The sequence below is a fragment of the Streptomyces sp. NBC_00483 genome (assembly GCF_036013745.1).
In the GTDB taxonomy this organism is placed as follows: domain Bacteria; phylum Actinomycetota; class Actinomycetes; order Streptomycetales; family Streptomycetaceae; genus Streptomyces.
Genome location: NZ_CP107880.1, coordinates 8,431,175 through 8,454,394, shown reverse-complemented (window position 1 = coordinate 8,454,394; position 23,220 = coordinate 8,431,175). Strand labels below are relative to the sequence as shown.

The window sequence follows — 23,220 nt, the reverse complement described above, 5'->3', positions numbered from 1 at the left end:
CGGCACGTTACGGCCACTCCCGCGACCCGCATACAACACGAGGTGACAGGCCCTCAGCCTGTGCGCAAAAAGCCCGCAAAGTCCGATCACGCAACTGCCCCTCGCGGCACATCCGTGTAATGGTCATCGAAGTCATCTCTCGTTCCCCACGTCACCGCAGCCGCGGACCGGAGCAGGTCAGGCATCCGCATGCGGCCGAGTAATCGAAAGTCCTGCTGTCCGCTCGGGGAAACGCGTCCCGACTGTCGTGCCAGAAAGGTCTCACCCATGCCCGAGATCACACGCCGTCGACTGCTCGGGTCCCTGGCAGGCACCGCCGCCGGCACGCTCATCGCCTCGTACCTGCCGCCCAATCTGCAAGCGGCGGCAGCCGCGACCGGCAAGCCCGGTTCCCTGGGCGACATCGAGCACGTGGTCATCCTGACGCTGGAGAACCGCTCGTTCGACCACTACTTCGGCTCGCTGGCCGGGGTCCGCGGATTCGACGACCCGCAGGCGCTGAGACTCCCTGACGGCAAGTCCGTTTTCTATCAACCGGATCCGAAGAATCCGGATGGTTACCTGCTGCCCTGGCACCTGGACACGCACCGTACGAGCGCCCAGGCCATCCCCTCCACCAGCCACGCCTGGTCCGTGCAGCACGAGGCCTGGAACAACGGCAAGATGGACAACTGGCTGCCCGCTCACCGGCGAGCCGATGGCGACGCGGTCGGGCCGTACACCATGGGCTACTACGAATGGCAGGACATACCCTTCGACTACGCACTGGCCCACGCGTTCACCTTGTGCGACGGCTACTTCTGCTCGCTCATGGGCCCCACCTGGCCCAACCGCCTCTACCTCATGTCCGGCACCATCGATCCGGACGGCACGGCGGGCGGCCCGATCATCAACAACACCGTGCCGCAGCCGTACCGCTGGAAGTCCTACCCCGAGCAGTTGGAGGAGGCGGGGGTGAGCTGGCGCGTCTACCAGGACGAGGACGACTACGGCTGCAACCCGCTGGAGTTCTTCCAGACGTTCCAGGACGCCAGACCCGGCTCGCCGCTGCACACGCGGGGCATGCGGATCGGCCCGGCGGATCAGTTCGAGTACGACGTCAAGCGCGGCCGGCTGCCCGCCGTCTCGTGGATCATCCCGACGTCGGAACAGTCCTCCCACCCGGCGTATCTCCCGGCCGCCGCGGCGGACTTCGTGGCGCGCAAGCTCGAGGCCGTCGCGTCCGACCCGAACCTGTTCTCCAAGACCGTCTTCATCATCAACTACGACGAGAACGACGGGCTGTTCGACCATGTGCCGCCGCCCACGCCGCCGGCCGGCACGCCGCACGAGTTCGTGGGTGGGCTGCCCATCGGCGGCGGCTTCCGGGTGCCCTGCACGATCGTTTCACCGTGGACGCGCGGCGGGCACGTGGCGAGCGAGGCGTTCGACCACACGTCCGTCCTGCAGTTCCTGGAACAGGTCACCGGCGTGCGCGCGGCCAACATCACGGACTGGCGGCGCGAGACCTTCGGCGACCTGACGTCCGCGCTCGGCATGAAGGTGAACAAGCGGTTCCCGCCCATGCCGCCTACGCTGCCGTCGTTCTGGCTGGCGGAGTACGAGGCCGGGAACCTGCCCGCGCCGACCCTTCCCGGCACCGGCCAGACGCCGCCGCACCAGCAGCAGTCACCGTCCCCCATGCCGTCCCAGAAGAACCCGGGCAGGCGCCGGGGCGGCGCCCTGCGCGACTCGCCCAGCCGCCTGGACGAGGTGCGCACCAGCGCCCGCGACGACTATCCCGACCGCGGCAAGGGCACCAACTTCCCCGGCATCATGGAGGCGGTGTCCAGCCAAAGCCACCTGGACGCCGCGGCGGACACGACCACGCCCGCCGTGTATGTCGCGTCGCTCGGCGGCGGACTCGCGATCCTCGACCGGTCGTCCGGCACCCTGATCGCCGCGGTCAAGGGGTTCACCAACCCGTACGGCATCACGGCCGCCGCGGGCAAGGTGTACGTGGCGAACTCCGGCACGAACACGGTCGCGGTGGTCGACCGGTCCACGAACAAGATCACGAAGAAGATCACCGTGGGTGTGTACCCGCACGGTCTCGCCGCCTCGCCGGACGGCACCCGCGTATACGTGGCCGACACCGGCCCGGACACCGGCTCCGGCGGCTCGCGGGACATCTCGGTGATCGACGTCGCGACCGACACGGTGACCGCCACGTACCAGGCCGGTGAGGCCCCGTACACGGTCGCGGTGTCACCCGACGGCTCCCGTCTGTACGTTCCCTGCAGCAACGGCCTGTACGTGCTGGACGCGGCGGACGGCCATCGGCTGACCGTCCTGCGCGAGCTGTCCCGCGCCCGCGGCGCCACGCTGAGCCCCGACGGCAGGTTCTGCTACGTCACCCTGCCGATGGACAACCGGGTAGCCGTGGTGGACACCGCCACCGGCAGGGTCACCAAACGCATCACCACCGGCCTCGCCCCGTGGAACGTGGCCTTCACCGGCGACGGCTCGCACGCGTACGTCACCAACGCCAACGACGACACCCTGTCGATCATCGACACGTCCCGCCCGACCGTGACCGGCACCCTCACGGTCGGCCACATACCCACCGGCATCATCGGCGACGGCACCGACATATGGGTCGCCAACAACACGTCCAGCACGATCATCCGCGTGGACACGACGACCAACACGGTCTCGGCAACCACACCCCTGGGCTTGAGCAACGAGCCCACTTCCCTGGTGATCGCCTAGCGATCGCCCGCCCCCGAGCGGGGTCTGCCGCGGTACGCGCCGCACCCCGCTCGTCACGTCGATGCACAGCCGGATGGGGTGTGGGTGGCGGACATGACACCAGGCGCGCGGAGGATCGTCAGGGCGTCCGGCAGATGAGCCGGCCTGCGCCTGGCCGGCGAAAACCCGTCCTGGGGCTACCGCCGCATCCACGGCGAGCTCACCACCCTCGGCATCAAGCACGGACCCGATCCCGCACACCCACCTCGACATCCGCCACCGCGACCGCCTCGGAGGCATCCTCCACGAGTACCACCGCTCAGCGGCCCGACCTGGCTGGACGGGGTTTCGGCACGCACAGGGACAAACTTGAGAAATCCGTCGCGGGGAGTTCTCGGCAGGCGCAGAGTTCCGCTTGACCAGCAGCGATGAGTTCTCGAGCGGCACACGATTTGCATGTGCCGGACACGTCCCTCGGCGTCGCGCCGGAATGCGTCGGCGGGGAGCCGGCAGGGCTCCCCCGGTCCACTCGCCTCCGACCGCACCGCCGATCACCCAGGAAGAAACAACCGCTCCGACCGTGCGGAGGCCATCGACGACATCACCAGAGACGCCGCCCCGATCGCCCCGCCGTCCTCGCCCAGCGTCGTGCCGCACACCTGGACACCGTGGACGTTGCCGACCGTCAGCAAGGACGCGGCGATGGGAGGGACCACCCTGAGGTAAATGGCGGACAGGGCAGACCAGTTGGGTCCGCCGAGCACGACCGTGGCGAGATCCAGGACGTTCGCGAGCTGGCCCGCCGCGCGGCCGATGGCTCGCGCCGACCGTTCGACGATGGCTGTGCAATTCGCGTCACCGGCGTCGGCGAGCGCGCAGAGTCGAGTGAGTGCGGTCTCTACGCCGAGATGGTCCTGGAGATCGACAGGGGCGAGTGCGCCGAGATCGACGGCGGCCGCGACCAAATGGGCCGGCGCGCAAGTGAGCGCGATGCAGCCGCGGCCGCCGCAGGAACATCGCGGGCCGTCGGGGTCGCCGCTGAGGTGGCCGATCTCGCCGAGGTTGTTGGAGGAGCCGCGTTTCACCTCGCCGTCCAGAACGACGCCCGCGCCGATTCCGGTGCCCAGGTAGACGAAGGCGAAGTCAGTGAACGCGCCGCCGCCCGCCCAGAGTTCACCCGTGGCCGCGGCGATGGTGTCCTTCTCCAACACGACGGGGAGGCCGGTGCGTCGCTCCAGTTCCTCGCGCAGGCGCACCACGCCCCAGCCCCGCAGGTTGGGCGGCCCGACGACAGCATCGGCCAGGACTGGACCGGGGGTTGAGACACCGAGGCCCGAAAGGCGCTGGCGTGGGACCCGGTTGCGGCGCGCGAGGTCGTCGACGGCGTCGACGATCGCGTCCAGCGCATCCTCGGGGCCGTCCGTGGTCGGGGTGGCGATGGAGGCCCGGTCCACCACCTCTCCGGCAAGGTTCAGCAGGACCGCCGTCATCCGGGCCGGGTCGATGTGCAGGCCGACGGAGTACCGGCCGCCGGGCACCACCCTGAACATCGTCCTGCGCGCCCCGGTCTCGACCTCCGTGCGCCCCGCGGGCTCGATGAGTCCGGCGCCGACGAGCCGCGCACAGATGTTGGAGACGGTCTGCCCCGACAGGCCGGTGCGCCGCGTGAGTTCGACGCGACTGATGCACGCGCCGCGCCGCACCAGGTCCAGCACGAGCAGCTGGTTGTAGTCGCCGACGCGCGGAAGGTTGGAGCCACGTCGTTCCATCCTGATCTGCACCTCCACGGGGGCCGAACATCCTTGATCCGCAACGGTGCGCGGGGTGCGCCAGATCCTAGATGAGAAACCAGCAGGTCGGGGCGGGAAGCACCAACTGGGGCTCGTACAAATCAAATTGATTGTGTTAGCTTCCAGCATCCGCCGCGCAGTGATGATCTTCAAGGGAGAGGCATCATGAAACTGCCGAAACCGACGCTGGCCGCCCTGGCGCTCTGCCTCGTCGCCCCGCTCACTGCCTGCTCGGGCTCCGGGTCGGACTCGGGTTCCGGCCCGGTGAAACTGGTGCTGCGGCAGTTCGACCCGGAGAGCGAGACCAAGGGACTCGCCGCCGCGATCCACACCTGGAACGAGCGCCACCCGCACATCCAGGTCGAGTTGGAGACGCTCAGCCCGAACAACGTGCAGCAGTTCGCACGCGAGGCCAACTCGGGCTCGGGCCCCGACATCGACCAGATCGGCTACAGCGACGTCCAGTTCCTGGCCAGGCCGAGGATCCTGCTGCCGCTGGACTCCTACCTCGACAAGGATCCGCCGGCCGGCGCGAGCGGCCTCCTCGCCACGGACGCGACCCGATTCGAGGGCAAGACCTGGGCCATGCCCTGGACCGCGGACACCATGGCCCTGGTCCATAACCCGAAGGCGCTCGCCGACGCCGGCATCACCCACCCGCCCACGACGTGGGAGGAGTTGGCCGCCGACGCCAAACGGATCAGCGCACACGGCTCCGGCGCGACCAAGGGGTTCTGCTTCCCCGGCTCGGGGTCCGTCACGAGCGCCCAGTGGTTCGCCATCAACTACTTCCTCTGGTCGCACGGCAGCACGCTCGTGAAGAAGGACGCGGACGGCAACTGGACAACCGGCGTCTCGCGTCGCCAACTGACGCGCACGATCGACTACTTCGCCGGCCTGTTCCGCTCCGGCGCCACCCCCGCCGGCAACAAGGCGGTGCAGGACTACAGCGACCCCACCATCGTCAACGGCCTCGCCCGCGGCAGCTGCGCGATGAGCTATCTGCCGCCGTCCACGTTCGCACCCCTGCGGCAGCAGGCCAAGAAATCGGGCACGGAGCTGAGGGCCGCCGTGATGCCCGAGGGGCTGAAGACCGGCGCCACGCACCTCGGCGGCCGCGCGCTCGGGATCAACCGCAACACCGCGCACCCCGGCGCGGCGTGGAAGGTGGTCAAGTACCTGATGAGCGCCACGACGTTCAAGACCTACGACCAGCTCCCGGCGTCGAAGACGACGCTCGAGACCGTGGACGTACCGGCGTCGCAGAAGGCCTACACCGACCAGCTGCCGCACGCCCGCTCGTTCGGACGCTATCTGGGGTCGGGCGCGACGATCACCTCGTTCCAGGAGGTGGTGGACCAGAACTTCTCGGCCGTCTACTCCGGCCAGCGATCCAGCGAGGACGCGGCGGGCACGATCCTCGACGGCCTCGACCAGGCACTGGAGGACTGAGCGCCCGATGGCTTCCCGTAAGACCGACGCTCCCCGTTCGGCCAACCGCCTCCCCTACGCGCTGACGCTCCCGGCGCTCATTGTCATCGGCGTCCTCTTCCTCTTCCCCGGCATCTACAACGTGGTGCTGGCCTTCCAGAAACTGACCCCCTACGACCTGCCGAGCGATGCCAAGTGGGTGGGCTTCCACAACTTCGTGAAGCTCTTCCAGGATCCGGAGACCGGTTCCGCCACGTTCAACACGGTCGTCTGGTTGACCGTCGTCACCGTGGTGGCCCGGCTCGCGATCGGCCTGGGACTCGCCCTGCTGTTGCAGAGCCCGGTCCTGGAGCGCTGGCGAATGCGGGGCCTGAGCCGCACCCTCGTCCTGGTCCCCTGGATGGTGCCGCCCGTGGTGGCGGTGGCCTGCTGGAAGTGGATCTTCGACGCGGACACCGGGGTCCTCAACCAGTTCCTGGTCGCCCTGCACATCCTGCCGCACGGCGAGGCGTTCCTCGCGCAGACGAGCACGGCGTGGTGGGCCGTGGCCACCATCATCATCTGGCGCGAACTGCCCTTTGTCATCGTCGTGTTGATGGCGGGCCTGCAGTCCATACCCAAAGAGCGGTACGAGGCCGCCGCCCTCGACTCGGCGGGCCGCTTCCAGTCCTTCCGGTACATCACCCTGCCCGGCCTGCGCCCCGTCATGGTGATCGTCGTCCTGATGACCGTGATCCAGACGTTCAACAACTTCGTCTACGTGTGGCTCTCCACCGCCGGAGGCCCCGGTACGTACACCCAGGTCCTCGCCACCCGCCTGTATTCGGCGGCGTTCGTCTCCAATCATCTCGGGGAGGGTGCCGCGATCGGCATCGTCATGACCTTGGTGATGGCTCTGTTCGCGATGGTGTACCTGCGGATGACCGGAGAACGAGAGGGGCGGTCCGCATGACCACCGACGTCACGACACGGCCGACCACGACGGCCGGCGCCTCCGGCCGAGCGGCCGTCCGCCCCCGCGCCTCGGGCCGCCGGGCCCGCGACCTGCTGGTGGTCGTTCCGACCCTCGCGATCCTGCTGGTGATCGTCTTTCCGGTGCTGTGGATGGTGTTCACCTCCCTGCGGCCCTCGACGGCGCTCGCCGCGAAGGTGCCGATCGGCGAGTACCTGCACGGCCTGGGCTTCGGCGCCTACCAGCGGTTGTTCGCCGACTCCGACTTCGGCCGCTACCTCGCGAACAGCCTCCTGGTCTCCGTCGCGAGCACCGCCTGCACCGTGGTGCTCGCCTGCCTCGCCGCGTACGGGCTGTCCCGCTACCGCTTCCGGCTGCGCGGCTCGATCCTGATGGTGGTCCTCGCGACGCAGCTCCTGCCCTTCGTCGTGCTGATCACGCCGATGTACATCGCGCTCGGCGAGCTCGGCCTACTGGACTCGTACGTGGGTCTGACCCTCGTCTACGTCGCGATGACACTGCCGCTCGCGATCTATCTGACGCTGAGCTACTTCAACACCATCCCGCTCGCCCTGGACGAGGCGGCACGCATCGACGGCTGCTCGACAGTCGGCGTCATCTTCCGGGTCATCGTGCCGGTCGCGCTGCCCGGCATTTCCACCGTGGTCATCACCACGTTCATCGCGACATGGGAGGAGTACTTCTTCTCCAGCGTGCTGATGACAAGCAACGACCACAAGACCGTCCAGGTCGGGCTCTCCTCGTTCTTCGGGGAGTACGCCAGCGACTGGGGAATGATCATGGCTGCCGCCACAGTGGCCACGGTCCCGACCATCGTGCTCTTTTCCTTCGCACAGAAACGACTCGTCGCCGGAATGGCTGCTGGGAGCGTCAAGGAATGACAACACCGACCGACCGCCCGAACGTCGTCGTCATCTACGCCGACGACCTTGGCTGGGGAGACCTCGGCTGCTTCGGCGCCGACGACTTCGACACACCCGCCCTCGACGGTCTCGCCGCCTCCGGCGTGCGCCTGCCGCAGTGGTACGTGAACTCCCCTGTCTGCTCTCCGTCCCGGGCCTCCCTGCTCACCGGGCGCCACCCCGCGCACGCCGGAGTCGAGGCGATCCTCGGCGGCACCCGGCGCACCGTCGGCCTGCCCGACCAGCCCACCCTCGCGAGCGAGTTGCGAGGGCGCGGCTACGCGACCGGGATATTCGGCAAGTGGCACCTCGGCGTCGACCCCGAGTACGGGCCCCTCAAGCGGGGATTCGACGAACACTTCGGATTCCTCGCCGGCTGCGTCGACTACTACTCCCACATCTATTACTGGGGCGATCACAACCCCCTGCACGACCTGTGGGAGGGCGAGGACGAGGTCTGGTACAACGGCGAGTACCTCACCACGGTGATCGGTCACCGCGCCGCCGACTTCATCGAGCGCAACGCGGAGAACCCCTTCCTCTGCTACGTCCCGTTCAACGCACCGCACTATCCGATGCACGCCCCCGCGGAGTACGTGGCCCAGTTCGCGCACCTGCCGGCCGGGCGGCAGATGATGGCCGCCATGGTGAAGGCCATGGACGACGCGATCGCCGGAATCCTCGCCACCCTGGACCGCCTGGGGCTGCGCGAGAACACACTCGTTCTCTTCTCCTCCGACAACGGCCCCTCCATCGAGGAGCGCAACTGGCTCGACGGCGAGGAGATCTCCTACGACGGCGGTTCGGCCGGCGGTCTGCGCGGCCACAAGGGCTCGCTGTTCGAGGGCGGCGTCCGCGTACCCACGATCATCTCCTGGCCCGCCGGCCTCCCGTCGGGCGGCGACGGCGCCGTCGTCGGCTGCATGTCCGACGTGCTGCCCACCGTCCTCGAAGCCGTCGACGGCACACAGCCGATCGACGAGAACCTCGACGGCCGCTCGGTGCTCGCCGAACTGGCGGCGGGCGAGGCCGGACCCGACCGCTGGCACTTCTGGAAGTACGAGGGTCAGCTCTCCGGTCGCCTGGGGCGTTGGAAGGCCGTCCTGAACGGCTGCGAAAGCATGGAGGAGGCCGTCGCCGTGGCCGAAGGCCTCTATGACCTCGACGCCGACCCCGCTGAGGAGCACAACCTGGCGCCCACCCACCCCGAACGCTTCGAGGAGATGCGCGCGGAGGTCGAGCGGTGGGGCAAGCGCTGCGCCGACTGGAGCCGCGCGGCCGCCGCCACGGTGTAGCCACCCTCCCGCACGCGTCCAACAGCCTTCTTCTTATGGAGAGTTGATGCACGACAGCACCGCGCAGATCGAGTCGCGCGTCGAGCGCTTCGTCCGTGAGCGCATCGCCCCGGCCCTGGAACGCCGACACCTCGCTCTCGACGTGACGGCGTGGGACGTGCCCGACGAGCCCGTCCCCTTCGCCGAGGCCGTCAAGCAGGAGTACGCGCCGATCACACCCGGTACACCGTGGAGCAGGCCGTGGGGCACCACCTGGTTCCACGTCACCGGCGACATCCCCGCCGACTGGGGCGGGCCCGGCCTCGCTCTGGAGCTCGTCGTCGACCTCGGCTTCTCGGACCGCCAGCCGGGCTTCCAGGCCGAGGGCCTCGTCTACCGCCCGGACGGCACCATCGCCAAGGGCCTCGAACCGCTCAACAACGCGATCCCCGTCGGCCCGGGACCTGTCGACCTGTACATCGAGGGCGCCTCCAACCCCGATGTCGGCGGCCACCACTTCTACCTGCCGACTCCGCTGGGCGACAAGAAGACCGCCGGCAACGACCCGATCTACACGCTGCGCCGGGTCGACCTCGTCGAACGGGACCTCACCGTCGACGCCCTGCTGCGCGACGTGTGGACCCTGGTCGGCCTGATGAGCGAGCTGGAGGCGTCGCTGCCGCGCCGCGCGGAGATCCTGCGCGCTCTGGAGCGGATGTGCGACGTCGTGGATCCCGACCGCGTCGCCGAGACCGCGACCGCCGGATGCGAGACGCTCGCCGCGGTTCTCGCCGCACCTGCGAGCGCGAGCGCCCACCGGGTCGTCGCCGTCGGCCACGCGCACATCGACTCGGCCTGGCTGTGGCCGACCCGCGAGACCATCCGCAAGTGCGCCCGCACCTTCTCCAACGTGCTCGCCCTCATGGACGAGAATCCGGAGTTCGTGTTCGCCTGCTCCAGCGCCCAGCAGTACGCGTGGGTCAAGGAGCACTACCCGGAGCTGTTCGAACGGACCCGCGCGCGGGTCGCCGAGGGCCGCTTCGTCCCCGTGGGCGGCATGTGGGTCGAGTCCGACACCAACCTGCCCGGCGGCGAGGCGCTCGCCCGCCAGTTCGTCCAGGGCAAGGGCTTCTTCCAGCGCGAGTTCGGCTTCGAGCCCCAGGACGTGTGGCTGCCCGACTCCTTCGGCTACAGCGCGGCGCTGCCGCAGATCGCCCGAGCGGCGGGCGCCGACGCGTTCCTCACGCAGAAGATCTCCTGGAACGACACCAACAGGATGCCCCACCACACGTTCTGGTGGGAGGGCATCGACGGCACCCGCATCTTCACGCACTTCCCGCCCGCCGACACCTACAACTCCGAGCTCTCCGGCGCCGAACTGGCGCGCGCCGAGCGGCAGTACGCCGAGAAGGGGCTGTCCAACGTCTCGCTCGTCCCGTTCGGCTTCGGCGACGGAGGCGGCGGCCCCACCCGCGAGATGATGGAGGCCGCCGCCCGCACCCGGTCCCTGGAGGGCTCGCCGCGCGTCGAGGTCGACACCCCCCGCCACTTCTTCGAACTCGCCAAGAAGACCCATCCCGCGCCCGCCACCTGGTCCGGCGAGATGTACCTCGAACTGCACCGCGGCACGTACACCTCGCAGGCGAGGACGAAGCAGGGAAACCGCCGCAGCGAGCACCTGCTGCGCGAGGCCGAACTGTGGAGCGCCACCGCCGCGTGGCGCGGCCTCGCCGACTACCCCTACGAGTCGCTCGACGAGATCTGGCGGACCGTCCTGCTCCTGCAGTTCCACGACATCCTGCCCGGCTCCTCGATCGCCTGGGTGTACCAGGAGGCGGAACGCGACTACGCGGCCCTGGCACGGACGCTGGACGGTGTCATCGAACAGGCGCAGCGGACGCTCGCCGGCCCGGGCGAGACCCCCGTCGTCTTCAACGGTGCGCCGGTCGCCGCCGCCGGAGCCCCCGCGCTCGGCGCCGCTCCCGGCGGCGCCCCGGCCTGGACCGCACCCACGGTCGGGGAAGACGGCTGGGTCCTCGACAACGGCATCGTCCGAGCCGCCTTCGACACGGCAGGCCTGCTCGTCTCCCTCGTCGACCTCTCCTGCGGACGTGAACTGATCGCCGAGGGGGAGGCCGCCGCGCTGCTCCAGGTCTGCCGCGACACCCCCAACCAGTGGGACGCCTGGGACGTCGACGTCCACTACCGCCACAACATCACCGATCTGCGCGAGGCCGACGCCGTCGAGCCGACCGCCGAAGGCCTCGTCGTACGGCGCTCCTTCCAGAACTCGACGTTCACCCAGATCTTCCAACTGGCGGCGCACGCACGCGAGTTGGAACTGGAAACCCGTGTCGACTGGAAGGAGCAGGAAAAGCTCCTCAAGCTGGCCTTCCCGTTCGCCGTGCACGCCGACCGCGCCTCGTCCGAGGTGCAGTTCGGGCACGTGCAGCGCCCCACGCACTCCAACACCTCCTGGGACGCGGCCCGCTTCGAGACATCTGCCCACCGCTGGGTGCACGTCGGCGAACCCGACTTCGGCGTGGCCGTCGCCAACGACTCGACGTACGGGCACGACATCACCCGCCGCTGGGCCGCCGATGGCTCGACCGTCACCCTCGTACGGCAGTCGCTGCTGCGCGCACCCCGCTTCCCTGACCCGCAGGCCGACCAGGGCACCCATGTGCTGCGCACCGCAGTGCGGCCGGCCCCCACCGTCCTCGAAGCCCTCGACACCGGCTACCGGATGAACCTCCCGGTACGCACGGTGACCGGCGCGGGCGCGGTGGCGCCTCTGGTATCGGTGACCTCGCCCGCGGTCGTCGTCGAGGCCGTCAAGCTGGCCGAGGACCGATCCGGCGACCTCGTCGTGCGTCTCTACGAAGCACGAGGCGGACGGGCGACCACCCGTGTCGACGTGTCGGAGGCCGTCGCACGCGCCTGGACGACCGACCTCCTGGAGCGCGACTCTGCGAGCCTCGACAACGGTGCGGTACAGGTACGTTGGTGGGAGCAGGACGAGCCGATCGAGCTCACGCTCCGTCCCTTCGAGATCGTGACGCTGCGACTGCGCAAGGCGTAACCGTCCCGGCGTCAGGGGCCCATGCCCCTGACGCCGCGCGCCAAAGATCAACGCCGACCGCACCGAGGGCGCCGCCCTCCCGTCGCGCGTCGCTTCCGAGGCCTGTCAGACCCCCGCCGGGCGGCCTCCTCCTCGGGTCAGCGCGTAGCCTCCGATGCCCGCCAGCGCCGCGAGCACCGCGCCCGCCGCCGTCCACAGCCAGCGGGTCGTCCACCAGGCCGAGGCCCAACCGTCCGCCGGTGCGGCCTGCTCGGCGGAGGCGGTCGTGCCCGGGACCAGCGGGGTGGACAGGCTGCCGTCGACCGCCGCCGCGCCGCCGATGTCCTTCGAGTGGGCCTCCATCGACGCCGTCACCGGCCGGCCCAGGTCGGCGTCGGCGAGCGAGGCCGTCGTGAGGCGGACGTAGTAGGTGCCGGGCAGCGGGGCGTTGCTCCAGGCATCCGCCAAGGCCCGCACCGTACGCAGCGTGCAGGCGAGCTCCACGCGGTCAGCCCCGGCCTCAACGGCACGTGCCTGCATGCCGTACTGGCAGGGCTGGCGGCGCCGCAGCCCGTCGTAGACGTCGATGCGCCAGGTCTGCGCGCCGTGCCGGGCCTGCGGCTCGGGCAGCTCGACGGTCGCCTTCACCGTCGGGCGCTGACCGGCGTCGGCCGGGAACGACCAGTACAGGTAGTCGCCCGTCGACGCACTCGCCGTGGCCTTCTGGTCCTGCTGCGTCTGCGCCGCCGTACGGAACGACGTGCCTGCCTCCGTCGGGGCCTTCTGGGCGGTGCCGTCACTCTCGTCCGCGGCGGCAGGTCCGGCCAGCGCCAGCAGTGCGGTGGCGGCGCCCAGGAGACCTCCGGCCAGCCGTCTCCTACGCCCCAACAACGTTGCGAACCGCATCAGTTCGTCCTCCAAACAGCGACACGCCAGCGCGAGAGCCAGCCCCAGATCACACCTGCGAGGAAGCCGACCACGACCAGGGCGGCCAGTAGCCACCAGCCGTTGCCGAGCCCGAACGCGGCCACGTCGGACGCCTGGTCCGGGCCGTCCACCAGGTCGACCGTCAGCTCGACCGGCAGGCCGGGTGTCGTCTTCACCGAGGCGGGCGCGGAGAAGGAGTGCGAGACCTGGAGGCAGACCGACTCCGCCCGTGTCTCGTCCGTGTCGTCGTCGCGCTCGGGCTTCGGGTAACGCAAGCCTGTCGAGAGGACGTCGGTGCGCCCGTCACCCGCCTCCTGCCCGCGCACGATCTCCCGGCCGTTCGTGGTGAGTGCGCGCAGCAGCACACCGTAGTCCTGGTTGACCGCACGGTCGGCCGCAACGCTCACCGAGGCGCGCAACTCCTGTCCCGGTTCGACGTCGACGCGGTAGAAGCGATGCTCGCCGAACTTCTCACGGTCGGTGTAGAGGCCGGCCTTGAGCTGCGGCGCGTCGGCGCACTGCGCGGCGCCGTCGACAGCCACGGGTGTGGTCACCGGATCGGCCGCCCGGTCGACCAACTGTCCCACCTTGTCGGAAAGTTGATTCTTGTGGTGCACGGCGGTGTAGGTGCCGCCGGTCGCGTCCGCAATGCAGGACAGCTGCTCACGCGTCTTCACGTCGGCGACAAGCCCGAGAGTGTCGATGGTCAGACCGATGCCCTTGGCGGCGATCTCGCGGGCCACCTCGCACGGGTCGAGCGGCTGACAGGTGTCCTCGCCGTCGCTGATGAGGACGATGCGCTTGGCGCCGGCGCCGGACGTGAAGTCGTCGGCGGACTTGAGCAGGGCGGGACCGATCGGCGTCCAACCGGTGGGCTGAAGCGTGGCCACGGCCGTCTTGGCCTCGGTACGGTCCAACGGGCCAACCGGGTAGAGCCGCTCGGTGTCCTTGCAGCCCGTCTTCCGGTCGTCTCCAGGGTAGTTGGCCCCGAGCGTCCTGATCCCGAGCTCCACCTCGTCGGGCGTCGCGTCGAGCACCTCGTTGAACGCCTGCTTCGCCGCGGCCATCCTGGAGCCGCCGTCGATGTCGCGGGCGCGCATGGATCCGCTTGCGTCCAGGACGAGTTCGACCTGAGGCACCGGTCTTTCGTCGGCTCCATCGGCATACGCCTGGGTGGGCGGCAGGCCGCCGACGGCGAAGGCGGCGAACAGAGCACACAGGCCCACCGCCAGCCGTTGTCTGATGATCATCGGCGGATCTTATGGATCATGACGGGAGAAGACCAAAACGGGGACCTCAACGGTGACTTCAACGGGGACCTCAAGGCGTCGCCCGACACGATCGCCGAAGGGAGACCGGGCGCCGGTCACTCACGACGGTGCGCCTTCTTTTCGCTCGGCCCCCAGCCTTCGCACCTGTCCGCAGCCTCCCCTCCGGGTGAAGCGCAGAGAAGCGCGCAGGCCCGCTAGCCCGGCGATGAGGCCGTACACGCCTGCCAGGATCACGAGCATGCCGGCCTCCGCTTCCCAGTCGCCGGCGAGGTGCACTGCAGGCCGATTCCCGACGCTTCACCCTGCTCATCCACGCTGCACCCCCGACCGTCCGGGGCCGGGCTCACCGTGCCGGTCGTAGTCCTGTTCCGTCCCGTCTGTCTGAGGTGGTTCCGGCAGGGCCAGTTCGATAACGGGGCGCACTGAAAGCGTGGTGGTCACGTCGTCGAGCAGCCGCACGAGCCCCTTTACAGCACGGCCGTCCAGGACGGCGAGATGGCGCAGCAGGTCCGGGTCCGTCAGCCGCGTAGGACCGTCGGGATCCGCATGCCGCAGCAGGAGAGCCGCTGCCTCACGGACGATCCACGACGCTGGCGCCTGCAGTGGATCGGCGTCATCGAAACCATCCGCAGCCTGAGCCAAGACTGCAGCGAGGCCTGCGCGATCATCACCTTCCCCTGCCCGGAGACGATCGCGGGCCGCGAGGAGCAGTCGATGAACGTCGCGTCGATACGGTCGGTGAACCGCGGAGCGCGTCATCCCGGCCTCCGTGCGCGGCAGTGGTGTCGAAGTGGCCCGTCCCAGCGACGGCGGGGCGCACGCCGTCGTCGCATGCGCGGACGGCGGCCCGCGGATTCAATTGCCCACTCCTTCGCACCCGGCACCGCCAGCCCGAGAGCCCCGGAGGCGGCTCACTGCCACCTTGTCCCCGCCACCCGCTCACTGAACGTCGATGCGTGGGCGACCACCGAATCGAGTGACCTCCACCGCGCCACCACGGAGTCTCCAACTGCGCCCGAATGCTCACTGGTTGCCGATGCACCCGGCCACCGCCACAGATACCTGCCATTAAGAGGTGCTAACAAAGGCGTTGGACGTGCCGATGAGTGATCAGGCAGGCGGCCAGCCCGAGGAAGGCTTCATGGATGTCGTCACGCCGCTCCCAGCGGATGCGGAGACGACGGAAGCCGTGCAGCCACGCGATGGTGCGCTCGACCACGTACCGGAAGGTGCCCAGTCCGGTGCCGTGCGGCTGACCGCGTTCGGCAATGACCGGGCGGATGCCGCGCTGTCGTACCTGGCGCCGGTAGATGTCGTGGTCGTAGCCGCGGTCAGCGAACAACAGGTCCGGCCGCTTGCGTGGCCGTCCGACCGTGCCTGCCACGGCGGGGACCTTGTCGAGCAGGGGCAGGAGTTGAGTGACGTCGTTGCGGTTGCCGCCGGTCAGCGATACGGCGAGCGGGATGCCCTGGCCGTCGGTGAGCACGTGGTGCTTGCTGCCCGGCCGCGCGCGGTCGACCGGGCTCGGCCCGCTTTTGGGCCCCGCCGAGCGGCCCGCACGTGCGAGGAATCGATCACCGCCCGGGACCAGTCCAGCTTGCCCGCCGACCGTAGCTTCTTCAGCAGCACCAGGTGCAGTCCGTCCCACACCCCCGCCTCGTTCCAGGCGGCCAGCCGGCGCCAGCAGGTCATGCCCGAGCCGAAGCCCAACTCCTGCGGCAGGTACTCCCATTGGATGCCGGTGTGCAGCACAAAGAGGATCCCGCACAGTGCCTGCCGGTCCGGGACCCGTGGTCTGCCCTCGACCTTCTTCGGGCCCGGCTTCGGCAGCAACGGCTCGATCATCGACCACAGTTCGTCCGACACGATCCATGGCCGCGACTGACGCTCTCCCATGACCAGACCTACGGACAGACAGACCGAAACACTCATGATCAGCAGCTTTTGTTAGAGCCTTTAAGTCGCGGCAGTGGCCGCCGCGGGCCCGGGGCGACCCGAAGGACGGCCGCGCTCCGCCAGAGACTGTCTTTGAGCCCCTGGTGAGCCAACGGGCCTTGGCCACGTAGCCCGCCCGTGGAAGCCGTAGCGTCAGGCTGATCCTGTGGGCTAGGCTCCACGACCATGACTACCGGGACGGCTTCGCGCCACGCACGGATCGGTGACCCGGTGCTCCGCTGAGCGCCGTACGGGCCGACGCGGGCCCCGTTGCACGAGCTCCACCTTTGTCGTGTTGACCACAGGTTCAACTGGCAACGACGAAGAGAGAGTTCATGACAGTCAAGACACTGGAGATTCCGACCGCGGACGGCGTGGCCGACGGGTTCGCCGCCTTCCCCGAGGGCGGCGGGAAGCACCCAGGCGTACTGATGTACCCGGACGGGTTCGGGATTCGGCCCGTACTGCGGGAGATGGCCGCGGAGTTGGCGGGGCACGGGTACTACGTGCTCGTGCCGAATGTCTTCTACCGAAACGGGCCCGCGCCGGTGGCCGAGCTTCCCGAGTTCGTCGGGGCGCGGGACCGGGAGCGGGTCATGGGCGCGGTGATGCCCTTGATCCAGGCGCACACCCTCGAGCGTGTCCTGCGCGATGCCGAGGGCTACCTCGGGTTTCTCGGCGCCCAGGCCGAGGTCGCCGCCGGGCCCCTCGGGGTGACCGGGTACTGCATCGGCGGGCTGTACGCCGTGCGTACCGCCGCGGCCCATCCGGGTCGGGTCGGCGCCCTCGCCGCGTTCCACGCGCCTGTCAGCGTCGACGGCCCCGGGCTCTTCGAGACCGTCACCGCGCAGGTCCACCTCGGGCACGCCGAGGGCGACTTGACGCCCGATGCGCTGGGCGAGCTCAACCGTGGGCTGGATGCCGCGGGGGTCGCGTACACCTCCGAGATCTATCCCGGCACCGTCCACGGGTTCACCATGGCCGACACCGAGACCTTCAGCGCGGCCGGACTGAAGGTGCACTGGGAGCGGCTGCTGCCCCTGCTGGAGCGCACCCTGAACGGCGGGTAGGGATCAGAGCCTGCCTTTGGGCCCCCGCCTGCTTCGACGGTCGACCGCCCTCATGTGCGGCTGGCCGTCTCCCGTTCGCTACACGGGGCGTTCACAGGTGCGCTTGATCGGGGCGTGCGTGAGGGCTGCGGAGATCGTCCCTCGTGGCAGTGGCGTTGCCCGCGCGAGTTGCGCTGAGGTCCCAATAGGCGGCCTGCCCCTGCCCAGCGGGTTCGGTGTCAGGCGCTGGCGCCGCCATCGGCGACCAGATCATGGCCGACGACGAAGCTCGCCGCATCGGAGGCCAGCCACAGGACGGCGGCAGTGATCTCGTCGAGATCCGCCGGGCGCCCCAACGGGATGGTGGCGCCCAGGCGCTCATCACGGTCTGTCTCGGTCTCGCCGGGCCGCATCGACATGTGTGTCCGGGAGGCGCCCGGGCTGACGGCGTTGATGCGGACGCCGTCCTTGATGTGGTCCAGGGCGGCGGCCCGGGTCAGCGCGGAGACGGCGGCCTTGGAGGCCGCGTACGCACCCATTCCCGGATAGCGCAGGTGGGCACCGATGTTCGCGGACGTGTTGACGATGGCGCCGCCGCCGTGCGCGCGCATGTGCCGGATCTCGTGCTTCATGCTCAGCAGTACGCCGGTGAGGTTCACGGCCAACTGCGTGTCCCACTCAGCCTCGTCGACCTCGGCGACCGGGCCGAGCGCGGTGAGGACGCCGGCGTTGTTGTGGGCGATGTGCAGGCCTCCGTGCCGGGCGACGACGGTCGACACCAGGTCCTGGACCGAGGCGGAGTCGGTCACGTCCGCGCGGATCGCGTCCGCCGTCCCTCCGTCCTTCTCGATGAGCCGGACGGTCTCGGCGAGCGCGCCGGTGTCGCGGCCGGCGGTCACGACGGTGGCACCGCGTGCGGCGAAGGCGAGTGCACTGGCCCGGCCGATGCCGGAGCCCGCCCCGGTGACCAGGACGACCTTGCCGTCGAAGCGCGGGCTGCTGGAAGTGGACATGCGGGACCCCTTGAAGTTGTCGGCAGGCACCGATCCACATTCTGTGTCGATCGACACAGTAATAGTGCGCACCAGGATCCGGCCGGTCAAGGGTTATATTTGCCGAGCGTTACAGAAATTGGCGCCGGCCCCCTCCGGCGCCCCGACGGCGGCAGGGAGTGAAGCGATGGCGAGCAGAGGACGCCCCCGCGGCTTCGACCGCGACCGGGCCCTGGAGCAGGCGCTGCGTGTCTTCTGGGAACACGGCTACCAGGGCGCCTCGATGGCCGCGCTGACCTCCGCCATGGGCATCAAGTCCCCCAGCCTGTACGCCGCGTACGGTTCCAAGGAGGAACTCTTCCGCGAGGCCCTCGCCCTGTACGCGGCCACCGAGGGCTCCTACACCCGGTGCGCCCTGGACGAACAGCCCACGGCGCGCGCGTCCGTCGAGGCCGCGCTCCGCGACAACGCCGCCGCGTACACCGACCCGGCCACCCCGCGCGGCTGCCTCGTCATCCTGGCCGCCCCCCTCGCCACTCCCGACAGCGCGGACGTCGCCGACACGCTCGCCCGCCTGCGCACGCAGACCCGCGAAGCCATCCAGGGCCGCATCGAGCGCGGCATCGCAGACGGCGACCTCCCCGTCGGCACCGACGCGGCACGACTGGCCGCCTTCTACGCCACCGTCCTCAACGGGCTCTCCTTCCAGGCCCGCGACGGAGCCTCGCTCACCGCGCTGAACACCGTCATCGACCAGGCGATGCACTGCTGGCCAGAGGTCTCCCCCGTGCCCGAGAGATGAAGGATCCGAATTCGGGAGTCACACAGGCAGGGTTCGCGTGATCGACACCGATGAGTTCTTACGTCACTGCTGAACCGTGTGCAGGCGTTTCCTTCCGCGTTCAGTAGTCCTTGGGCGGGCCGAGTACGGAGTGAAGGCCCGGCTTGATGTCCGACGCGCTGATCGAGCCGTAGCCGAAGACGAAGCCCGGGCGCGCGGAGCGGTTCGCGGCGACCTCCGCCAAGGTGTAGACCGCTACGCCGGATGCCCGGGCCCGGGCGGCTCGGTCCGCGAGGGCGTCAGGGTCGGCGAGGTGGCCTTGGGTGAACGTCGTCACGTGCAGGCCCGCGGCGGACGGCACCAGCTCGGCCAAGTCCGCGAAGTGATCGGTGAGCGCGCGGGTGATGGCTTGGTGCCGGGTCGCGTACGTGTGCTGCATCCGGCGGATGTGCCGGGCGAGCAACCCGTCGTCGACGAAGCGGGCGAGCGCCGCCTGTGTGGGGACCGCTGTGTGCCAGTCGGCGGTGTACTTGGCGGTGCGCAGTGCTGTGCGCAACGGGGCGGGCGCCACCAGGAAGCCGACGCGCACGGAGGGCAGCATCACCTTGGAGAACGACCCCACGTAGATGACGTGTCCGTCCCGGTCCAGACTGTGCAGCGTCTCGACCGGCCGGCCGCCGAACCGGAATTCGCTGTCGTAGTCGTCCTCGATCACTGCGGCGCCGTGCTGCCGCGCCCATCGCAGCAGTGCCGTTCTGCGCCGCAGGGACATCGGCATGCCGAGCGGGAACTGGTGGGAGGGGGTGACGTACACGGCGCGGGTGTCAGGTGGGAGGGCGTCCACGAGCAGGCCCTCGGCGTCCACCGGTATGCCCGTGACCTCGGCGCCCTGCGCCAGGAACGGCAGTCGGGCCGGTGGGTAGCCGGGCTCTTCTACGGCTACGCGGTCGCCCGGTTCGAGCAGTACCCGCCCGATGAGGTCCAGGGCCTGCTGCGTGCTGGTGGTCACCAGTACGTCGTCCGGGCCGGTCCGCACGCCGCGGGAGAGTCCGATGTGCCGGGCGAGTGCGGTCCGCAGCCCGGCGTGGCCGGATGGATCGCCGTATCCGACCGCCCCGGTTGCCGAGAGGCGCAGTTCCCGGGAGATCAGGGGACGCCAGGCGTCGTACGGGAAGAGCCGGGCGTCCGGCAGGCCGACCCGGAAGTCGTGGGTCGCCGTGGTCGGTCCTGTGATCTCTGGGGCTGCCCATGGGGACAGGCCCGCCCACAGGGCGCGGGGACGCAGTCCCGAGCCTGTGGTGTCGGTGGCGGTCGCGGCCTCGCGCGTGGGCAGGCCCGTCGTACGCACATAGGTCCCGGAGCCGACCCTGCTGTCCGCATAGCCCTCGGCGACGAGCCGTTCGTAGGCGACGCCGACGGTGTTGCGGGCCACCGCGAGGCGGCGGCTCAACTCCCGGGTCGGGGGAAGCGGATCGCCGGGCCGTAGCAGTCCGTCGTGGATCGCGGTGCGCAACTGGCGATAGATCTGGCCGGACAGGTCTCGTTTCCCGTCGAGCCTGACGTGTACGTCCATCTCGGCTTTTCGCTTTCGGCTCAGCTGTTGTTGGCTTTCGGCCCGGGGATTGGCTCAACCGTTTGGCAGGATATTGGCTCTGGAACTGAATCGCTGAGGGATCTTACGCTCCGGTCATGGACATACGACGACTGGACCGCCAGGCGCTGTTGCTGACCGGGGAGGTGGTCTCCCGGGTGAAGACCGACCACTTGAGGTTGGCGACGCCGTGCGCGGACTGGACCCTGTACGGGCTGGTTCGCCATCTGGTCAGCCAGAACGAGGGGTTCGCCGCCTCCGCCCGCGGCGCGGGTGAGCCGTGGGCCGTATGGCACGACGGCGACCTCGGTGAAGACCCGGCCGGAGCGTATGAGGCGTCGGTGGGCGAGGTCACCGCGGCGTTCGCGGAAGACGACGTGCTGGAGCGGCGGTTCGCGCTGCCGGAGGTGGGCGAGGGCTTTGCTGTCCCCGGACGGATGGCGATCGGCTTCCACCTGCTCGACTACGTGGCGCACGCCTGGGACGTCGCGGTGACGATCGACGCCCCGTGGGAACCTTCCGCCGAACTCACTACCGCCGCAATGCGCGTCGCCGCCCTGGTCCCGGACGAGGGCCGCGGGGCCGGTGCCGCATTCCGCCGACGGATCGCCGTCCCCGACGACGCCCCGCCGGGCGACCGGTTGCTGGCCCTGCTTGGCCGCGATCCGTCCTGGACGCCCGGGCCATGCTGAGGAGCCGCTGGTGCCAGGGGCCGGCCGGAGACTCCTTCGGTGACCGCGCCGAGGCGAAGGGCGTCGACCGTGGCATCCCCGGTCGCCGGAGCGGCCCGCTCATCGTCAGCGTCACCGACTTCACCAGCGACGCATACCGAGACTTGCCCGGCATCGCGCGTCGCGGCTTCGCGCTGCGGCGCTGCTGGCCGCATCTCGACGGAGCGATCGGCATGTGGTTGTGGGTCGTGCCCTTGGCCCGGCGCTGCGGATCGGTCTCGGTGTGGACCGGGCGGCAGGCTCTGGCGGAGTTCGTACGCTTGCCGGAGCATGTCGCGATCATGGACGAGTACCGCGAGCGAGGCACGATCAGGTCGGTGATCCGGGAGTACGAGAGCTTCGAGGCGGCGCGGATCCGGCGGGATGCGGAGGCGTGGCTGATGCCGGACGATCGCTGCCGTGCCGCTCGAGAGGCGCCACGGCAGAGCGGCTGACAACGGGTTCTCAGCTCATGGGCCAAGATCACGAGACAGAATCAGACCGACCCACGAGTGAGACAGACCTGAGCTTGATCTTTAACCTCGGGTGTCACCCGAGGTTAAAGATCAAGCTCAGCTCACGAACAGGATCGGGCGGAGGCGCTGTTCGAGTGTTGGATAGCCCGTGGCCAGGCAGGGCGCGGCCGACGCCGAATCGACCAGCTCGCCGGCCTGCTGCTTGCTACGGTCCCGACATGACGCTGTCGGTGCCTCCTGCGCGTCCGGTTGATCTGCGCGTTCAACCGGTCGATGACGTGCTCGACCGGGTGGAGCGGTCCCTGCGGGTCCGTTTCGAACGCGACTCGGTGATCCGTAAGCGGCGGTCGGTCGGTGGCCGCACGGACCGCGGCACCTGGGTGCGGGTGGAGCGACGGTCTCTCCACAGGATCGCGGCCCAGGGAGGCAACGGACCAGAGATGGCAGCTGCCTTGTGCGGGGTATCGATGCCGCGGTGGCACACGGGATTGACCTGGCTGGACGAGGATGAGCCGGTCATGTGGCGGGCCGATGAGACGGAACTGGTCACCGCGCCACCGGTCGGGCAGGCGGCGCTGGTGATCGAGGACCCCGGGTTGCCTGACGCGTGGTGGGCCGGGCTGAACACGTCGTTGGATGCGCTTGCCGCGCAGTTCACCCCTCGTATCGCGACGCCGGACACCCAGTCGATCGCTCAGGGCCTCGTGGAGGCGACTATCCGGCAGGTCTTTACGGAGGCGGTCGACCTCACCATCCCCGAATGGGCCCCAGCACACGCCGACTTGACGTGGTCCAACGTCACCGGGCCGGACTTCTGCATCATCGACTGGGAGGACTGGGGGATGGCGCCGCGCGGGCTGGACGCGGCCACGCTGTGGAGCAACGCGCTCGCGGTCCCGGCCCTCGCGGAGCGCGTCTGGCTTGAGCGGCGGCCGGATCTGGAGAGCAGGTCCGGGCGCCTGATGGCTCTGTTCCTCTGCGCGAAGGTCGTGGGGCCGTATGCCCACGAGGCCGACCCGCGTTTGGAGTCGGCGCGGAAGCAAGCCGCGCAGCTCATCGGCGAACTTCAGTCCGCCTGACGGCCGCCTGGCAGCAGGCACCGGAACCGGGGGTCAGTTCTGTGCCCGGGAACCAACCTGGGACACGCGTGACGTGTCGTCGGGGCCGACAGTGCGCACCCCCGACGTAGAAGCCGCTCGGCATGCCCGTGCCTCAGCTGCCCATCCCCAGCCGCGGCGCCCGCAGGGCCGTGTCGACCGGGCCGGGGCACACGCAGTTGACCCACACGTTGTCCGGGCCGAGTTCCAGAGCCGGTGACCGGCAGAGC

General features: G+C 69.7%; 18 protein-coding genes and 3 pseudogenes. 13 read left to right on the top strand and 8 right to left on the bottom strand.

Features of this window, described 5'->3' with window-relative positions; all coding sequences use genetic code 11:
- Positions 1 to 267: 267 nt before the first annotated feature.
- The 3 genes and pseudogenes from OHA73_RS37705 to OHA73_RS45850 form a co-directional block, all read left to right on the top strand.
- Positions 268 to 1,680 (top strand): annotated as a pseudogene (locus OHA73_RS37705) (alkaline phosphatase family protein); the annotation flags it as partial.
- Positions 1,681 to 2,751, top strand: coding sequence for a YVTN family beta-propeller repeat protein (locus tag OHA73_RS37700; protein ID WP_327658599.1), 1,071 nt, complete (start codon positions 1,681 to 1,683; stop codon positions 2,749 to 2,751).
- A gap of 144 nt (positions 2,752 to 2,895) precedes the next feature.
- A pseudogene (locus OHA73_RS45850) lies at positions 2,896 to 2,976 on the top strand (integrase core domain-containing protein); the annotation flags it as partial.
- Positions 2,977 to 3,281: 305 nt separating this feature from the next.
- Here OHA73_RS45850 and OHA73_RS37695 read toward each other — a convergent pair.
- Entirely contained in the window at positions 3,282 to 4,499 is a 1,218-nt protein-coding gene (locus OHA73_RS37695) for an ROK family transcriptional regulator (protein WP_327657339.1), read from the bottom strand.
- Positions 4,500 to 4,685: 186 nt separating this feature from the next.
- Here OHA73_RS37695 and OHA73_RS37690 point away from each other — a divergent pair, with 186 nt between their 5' ends.
- The 5 genes from OHA73_RS37690 to OHA73_RS37670 are packed head-to-tail and all read left to right on the top strand — an operon-like array spanning position 4,686 to position 12,182.
- Positions 4,686 to 5,972, top strand: coding sequence for an ABC transporter substrate-binding protein (locus OHA73_RS37690; protein WP_327657338.1), 1,287 nt, complete (start codon positions 4,686 to 4,688; stop codon positions 5,970 to 5,972).
- Positions 5,973 to 5,979: 7 nt separating this feature from the next.
- A complete protein-coding gene (locus tag OHA73_RS37685) occupies positions 5,980 to 6,903 on the top strand; it encodes a carbohydrate ABC transporter permease (RefSeq protein ID WP_327657337.1) in 924 nt (307 codons plus the stop codon).
- On the top strand, positions 6,900 to 7,805 hold the full coding sequence (locus OHA73_RS37680) for a carbohydrate ABC transporter permease (protein ID WP_327657336.1): 906 nt from the start codon (positions 6,900 to 6,902) through the stop codon (positions 7,803 to 7,805). Before OHA73_RS37685 ends, OHA73_RS37680 begins: the two co-directional genes overlap by 4 nt.
- A complete protein-coding gene (locus tag OHA73_RS37675; protein WP_327657335.1) occupies positions 7,802 to 9,121 on the top strand; it encodes a sulfatase-like hydrolase/transferase in 1,320 nt (439 codons plus the stop codon). Before OHA73_RS37680 ends, OHA73_RS37675 begins: the two co-directional genes overlap by 4 nt.
- A 46-nt stretch (positions 9,122 to 9,167) precedes the next feature.
- Positions 9,168 to 12,182, top strand: coding sequence for an alpha-mannosidase (locus OHA73_RS37670; RefSeq protein WP_327657334.1), 3,015 nt, complete (start codon positions 9,168 to 9,170; stop codon positions 12,180 to 12,182).
- Between the two features lie 105 nt (positions 12,183 to 12,287).
- Here OHA73_RS37670 and OHA73_RS37665 read toward each other — a convergent pair whose 3' ends face one another.
- From OHA73_RS37665 to OHA73_RS37650, 4 genes are all read right to left on the bottom strand, one after another.
- Positions 12,288 to 13,067 (bottom strand): hypothetical protein, encoded by a 780-nt coding sequence (locus tag OHA73_RS37665; protein WP_327657333.1) that lies wholly within the window; start codon positions 13,065 to 13,067, stop codon positions 12,288 to 12,290.
- Positions 13,067 to 14,338, bottom strand: coding sequence for a VWA domain-containing protein (locus OHA73_RS37660; protein ID WP_327657332.1), 1,272 nt, complete (start codon positions 14,336 to 14,338; stop codon positions 13,067 to 13,069). The genes OHA73_RS37665 and OHA73_RS37660 overlap by 1 nt, the downstream gene beginning before the upstream one ends.
- Before the next feature lie 327 nt (positions 14,339 to 14,665).
- Positions 14,666 to 15,118 (bottom strand): hypothetical protein, encoded by a 453-nt coding sequence (locus tag OHA73_RS37655; protein WP_327657331.1) that lies wholly within the window; start codon positions 15,116 to 15,118, stop codon positions 14,666 to 14,668.
- A 319-nt stretch (positions 15,119 to 15,437) separates the two neighbouring features.
- Positions 15,438 to 16,255 (bottom strand): IS5 family transposase gene (locus tag OHA73_RS37650; RefSeq protein WP_443063197.1). Its coding sequence is split into 2 segments (ribosomal slippage): positions 15,438 to 15,923 and positions 15,926 to 16,255, totalling 816 coding nucleotides; the frame shifts between segments, so codons are not numbered across the junction.
- 374 nt (positions 16,256 to 16,629) lie between these two features.
- Between OHA73_RS37650 and OHA73_RS37645 the strand changes: the two genes are divergently transcribed.
- Positions 16,630 to 17,364 carry a dienelactone hydrolase family protein gene (locus OHA73_RS37645; protein ID WP_327657330.1) on the top strand — a complete coding sequence of 245 codons (735 nt, stop codon included), beginning with the start codon at positions 16,630 to 16,632 and terminating at the stop codon, positions 17,362 to 17,364.
- A 218-nt stretch (positions 17,365 to 17,582) separates the two neighbouring features.
- Here the strand turns inward: OHA73_RS37645 and OHA73_RS37640 are convergent, their stop codons facing one another.
- Positions 17,583 to 18,356, bottom strand: a complete 774-nt coding sequence (locus tag OHA73_RS37640; RefSeq protein WP_327657329.1) for an SDR family NAD(P)-dependent oxidoreductase — start codon at positions 18,354 to 18,356, stop codon at positions 17,583 to 17,585.
- A 166-nt stretch (positions 18,357 to 18,522) separates the two neighbouring features.
- Between OHA73_RS37640 and OHA73_RS37635 the strand changes: the two genes are divergently transcribed.
- On the top strand, positions 18,523 to 19,137 hold the full coding sequence (locus tag OHA73_RS37635; protein WP_327657328.1) for a TetR/AcrR family transcriptional regulator: 615 nt from the start codon (positions 18,523 to 18,525) through the stop codon (positions 19,135 to 19,137).
- A 100-nt stretch (positions 19,138 to 19,237) separates the two neighbouring features.
- Here the strand turns inward: OHA73_RS37635 and pdxR are convergent, their stop codons facing one another.
- Complete coding sequence (gene pdxR, locus OHA73_RS37630; protein ID WP_266722979.1) at positions 19,238 to 20,689, bottom strand: MocR-like pyridoxine biosynthesis transcription factor PdxR; 1,452 nt, start codon at positions 20,687 to 20,689, stop codon at positions 19,238 to 19,240.
- 116 nt (positions 20,690 to 20,805) lie between these two features.
- On the opposite strand from pdxR, the gene OHA73_RS37625 reads away from it, so the two are divergent.
- From OHA73_RS37625 to OHA73_RS37615, 3 genes are all read left to right on the top strand, one after another.
- Positions 20,806 to 21,399 carry a TIGR03086 family metal-binding protein gene (locus OHA73_RS37625; RefSeq protein ID WP_327657327.1) on the top strand — a complete coding sequence of 198 codons (594 nt, stop codon included), beginning with the start codon at positions 20,806 to 20,808 and terminating at the stop codon, positions 21,397 to 21,399.
- On the top strand, positions 21,393 to 21,872 hold the full coding sequence (locus OHA73_RS37620) for a hypothetical protein (protein ID WP_327657326.1): 480 nt from the start codon (positions 21,393 to 21,395) through the stop codon (positions 21,870 to 21,872). Before OHA73_RS37625 ends, OHA73_RS37620 begins: the two co-directional genes overlap by 7 nt.
- Positions 21,873 to 22,111: 239 nt before the next feature.
- A complete protein-coding gene (locus tag OHA73_RS37615; RefSeq protein WP_267068248.1) occupies positions 22,112 to 22,972 on the top strand; it encodes a hypothetical protein in 861 nt (286 codons plus the stop codon).
- A 133-nt stretch (positions 22,973 to 23,105) separates the two neighbouring features.
- On the opposite strand, the pseudogene OHA73_RS37610 reads toward OHA73_RS37615, so the two are convergent.
- Positions 23,106 to 23,207 (bottom strand): annotated as a pseudogene (locus tag OHA73_RS37610) (hypothetical protein); the annotation flags it as partial.
- Positions 23,208 to 23,220 lie beyond the last annotated feature (13 nt).

What these genes read in the sequence shown, in the direction of transcription:
- OHA73_RS37670 (WP_327657334.1), top strand. Translation starts at nt 9,168, where the DNA reads ATGCACGACAGCACCGCGCAGATCGAGTCGCGCGTCGAGCGCTTCGTC.
- OHA73_RS37645 (WP_327657330.1), top strand. Translation starts at nt 16,630, where the DNA reads ATGACAGTCAAGACACTGGAGATTCCGACCGCGGACGGCGTGGCCGAC.
- OHA73_RS37625 (WP_327657327.1), top strand. Translation starts at nt 20,806, where the DNA reads ATGGACATACGACGACTGGACCGCCAGGCGCTGTTGCTGACCGGGGAG.
- OHA73_RS37690 (WP_327657338.1), top strand. Translation starts at nt 4,686, where the DNA reads ATGAAACTGCCGAAACCGACGCTGGCCGCCCTGGCGCTCTGCCTCGTC.
- pdxR (WP_266722979.1), bottom strand. Translation starts at nt 20,689, where the DNA reads ATGGACGTACACGTCAGGCTCGACGGGAAACGAGACCTGTCCGGCCAG.
- OHA73_RS37660 (WP_327657332.1), bottom strand. Translation starts at nt 14,338, where the DNA reads ATGATCATCAGACAACGGCTGGCGGTGGGCCTGTGTGCTCTGTTCGCC.
- OHA73_RS37620 (WP_327657326.1), top strand. Translation starts at nt 21,393, where the DNA reads ATGCTGAGGAGCCGCTGGTGCCAGGGGCCGGCCGGAGACTCCTTCGGT.
- OHA73_RS37700 (WP_327658599.1), top strand. Translation starts at nt 1,681, where the DNA reads ATGCCGTCCCAGAAGAACCCGGGCAGGCGCCGGGGCGGCGCCCTGCGC.
- OHA73_RS37615 (WP_267068248.1), top strand. Translation starts at nt 22,112, where the DNA reads ATGACGCTGTCGGTGCCTCCTGCGCGTCCGGTTGATCTGCGCGTTCAA.
- OHA73_RS37665 (WP_327657333.1), bottom strand. Translation starts at nt 13,067, where the DNA reads ATGCGGTTCGCAACGTTGTTGGGGCGTAGGAGACGGCTGGCCGGAGGT.
- OHA73_RS37695 (WP_327657339.1), bottom strand. Translation starts at nt 4,499, where the DNA reads ATGGAACGACGTGGCTCCAACCTTCCGCGCGTCGGCGACTACAACCAG.
- OHA73_RS37635 (WP_327657328.1), top strand. Translation starts at nt 18,523, where the DNA reads ATGGCGAGCAGAGGACGCCCCCGCGGCTTCGACCGCGACCGGGCCCTG.
- OHA73_RS37685 (WP_327657337.1), top strand. Translation starts at nt 5,980, where the DNA reads ATGGCTTCCCGTAAGACCGACGCTCCCCGTTCGGCCAACCGCCTCCCC.
- OHA73_RS37655 (WP_327657331.1), bottom strand. Translation starts at nt 15,118, where the DNA reads ATGACGCGCTCCGCGGTTCACCGACCGTATCGACGCGACGTTCATCGA.
- OHA73_RS37675 (WP_327657335.1), top strand. Translation starts at nt 7,802, where the DNA reads ATGACAACACCGACCGACCGCCCGAACGTCGTCGTCATCTACGCCGAC.
- OHA73_RS37640 (WP_327657329.1), bottom strand. Translation starts at nt 18,356, where the DNA reads ATGTCCACTTCCAGCAGCCCGCGCTTCGACGGCAAGGTCGTCCTGGTC.
- OHA73_RS37680 (WP_327657336.1), top strand. Translation starts at nt 6,900, where the DNA reads ATGACCACCGACGTCACGACACGGCCGACCACGACGGCCGGCGCCTCC.